The organism is Actinomadura sp. (genome assembly GCF_044508335.1).
In the GTDB taxonomy this organism is placed as follows: Bacteria; Actinomycetota; Actinomycetes; order Streptosporangiales; family Streptosporangiaceae; genus Spirillospora.
This window is the reverse complement of the sequence record NZ_JBIQHY010000020.1, coordinates 73,738-75,947: the sequence shown is the minus strand read 5'-3', so window position 1 is coordinate 75,947 and position 2,210 is coordinate 73,738. Positions and strand designations below refer to the sequence as shown.

General features: G+C 68.1%; 1 protein-coding gene. It reads right to left on the bottom strand.

The annotated features are described in order from the left end of the window. Positions 1–20: 20 nt before the first annotated feature. Positions 21–1,838 carry a bifunctional metallophosphatase/5'-nucleotidase gene (locus ACIWVC_RS10700; RefSeq protein WP_396446814.1) on the bottom strand — a complete coding sequence of 606 codons (1,818 nt, stop codon included), beginning with the start codon at positions 1,836–1,838 and terminating at the stop codon, positions 21–23. Between the last annotated feature and the right edge of the window lie 372 nt (positions 1,839–2,210).

Here is a 2,210-nt window from a genome sequence, read left to right as displayed (position 1 = left end):
CACGACACGACGGCTCCGCGTCAGAACACGGGCGTGCCGTCGCGGACGAGCCGCCAGTTCTCCGTGTGGAAGGTCGCGGGGTCGATGGTGCCGGCGGCGGAGGCGTACTCGACGATCGCCTCGCGGATCGCCACCTGCGCGTTGTAGACGACCTCGGCGGTGGTGATGTGCGGGAAGCCTCCGCCGCCCGACTGCCGGTAGTTGTTGACCGCGACCGCGAACCGCTGGTCGTCCGCGACCGGTGCCCCGTCGTAGGTCATGTTGGTGATCCGCGAGCCCTCCGGCTTGGCTATGTCGACGTCGTAGGCGATGCCGGAGAACTGGTCGTAGTTGTAGTCGGGGCGGTTGTTGGCGTTCGTCCAGGACGCCGGGTCGACGGGGTCGGACGCGGAGACCTGCTTGAAGTACTGGGCGGAGTACTCCAGGTAGTCCTTGATCTGGGAGCCCGTGAGAATGCTGCCCAGGAGGGTGTTGTCGTAGATGTAGAGGCCCGCGATGTCCTTGATGGTGACCTTGCCGGCGGGGAAGGTCGCGGCCCGGCTGAAGGGCGCCGCGATCGACACCACGGGGAGGGACTCGTGTTCCGAGCCCGCGAGCGCGGCTTTCACCCTCTCGGTCTGGACGAGGTGGATGTAGTCGAGGATCGCCGTGTCCTTCCAGCACGCCTCCGCGGCGGACATCTCCTCGGTCGAGGTGGCGACCTCCTTGTTCACGTAGGCCACGACCGCGTCGTGCTGCTTCTTGACCAGGGTGACCATCTCCGGGTCCTCCTGGACGGTGTTCGAGTTCACCGTGGTCGCCGACTTGCCGGTGACCTTCCAGCGGCCCCGCGAGTGGGTGAGGGTCAGGTCGAAGATGGACAGGCGCTGGCCCCAGCACTTCGGCTCGCTCATCACGACGGTCCGGCCGGTGATCTTGTTGGTGACGAAGCGCTCCGGGATCTCCAGGTGCGCGTGGCCGAACAGGATGGCGTCGATGCCCGGGACCTGCTCGGCGACCAGCGCGGCCGCGTTCTCGATGGGCAGCGCGTCGCCGTAGGAGGACGTCCCGCTGTCGCCGGAGTGCGCGCTGATGATCACGACGTCGGCGCCGCGGGCGCGGATGACCGGCACCCACCGGCGCGCGGTCTCGACCAGGTCGAGGAAGTCGAGCTTGCCGGAGACGTTCGCCTTGTCCCAGATCGCGATGCCCGGGTTCGTCAGGCCGAGGAGGCCGACCCGGATCGGCGGGTACCCGCGGACGTGCATCCTCTTGATGATGTACGGGCGGTAGGCGGGCCGGCGGGTTCCCGCGTGGACGGCGTTCGCGGCCAGCACCGGCGCGTCCATCTGGCTGATCCACTTGTTCAGGAACGGGATGCCGTAGTTGAACTCGTGGTTGCCGAGCGCCACGGCGTCGTAGCCGATGGCGTTCATCTGGCGGGCCATCGGATGCGTCCCGCCGGTCTCGGTGATCGGCTCGACGGTGGCGTAGTAGAAGCCGAGCGGGGTGCCCTGGATGGTGTCGCCGGCGTCGAACAGCAGGGTGCGGTCGCGTCCGCGGGCGGCGCGGACCTCGTTGACGAGGCTCGACACGCGGGCCAGGCCGACCGTGTTCCCGTCACTGTCGCCGTACTCGGCGTCCTTGTAGTAGTCCCAGTTCACCGCGTGGCTGTGGATGTCGGACGTGCCCATCACGGTGATCGTCACCGACCGGCCGTGCGGCCCGGCCGCCGAGGCGGTGCCCGGCCAGCCGGCGACCGCGAGGGCGCTCGCCGCGCTCAGGCCGCCGAGGACCTGCCGGCGGGTGACCCCGTCCGGGACCCGGCACGAACACCAGCGCGGCTGTGGATTCTGCATGGCGCACCCGTTCCTTCCGCAGGGGACGGCAGAACGATAGGCCCGCGGGTCGGTCGCGAAGCCGGTGGAATCCGCCGATCCTGGAGGGGGATCGTTGGCACTCCCCTCCAAAGCCGGGTGCCTGGAAAGTGCTGCGGTGTGCGTCCGAAACCCCGCGCGGAGAGTGTGTGGCCTAAGTCACACGGGGTACGTGGTGTCCCAGTAGATGACTCCTGAAACAGGTTTGTTCCCTTTCTGACACTGTTGCCGTGTCTGTAGTTTCGTGTTCCTCTATTTATGACATTGTCCGGTTGCGGATCGCTCCCAGCCGATTCCGCGCCGCCGCCATCTAGCCGCCCAGCCACCGACGACGCACGCACGCCAACGCACGCA

Bases quoted from the DNA above. Each gene is read 5' to 3' on its own strand.
- ACIWVC_RS10700 (WP_396446814.1), bottom strand. From the start codon at position 1,838: ATGCAGAATCCACAGCCGCGCTGGTGTTCGTGCCGGGTCCCGGACGGG.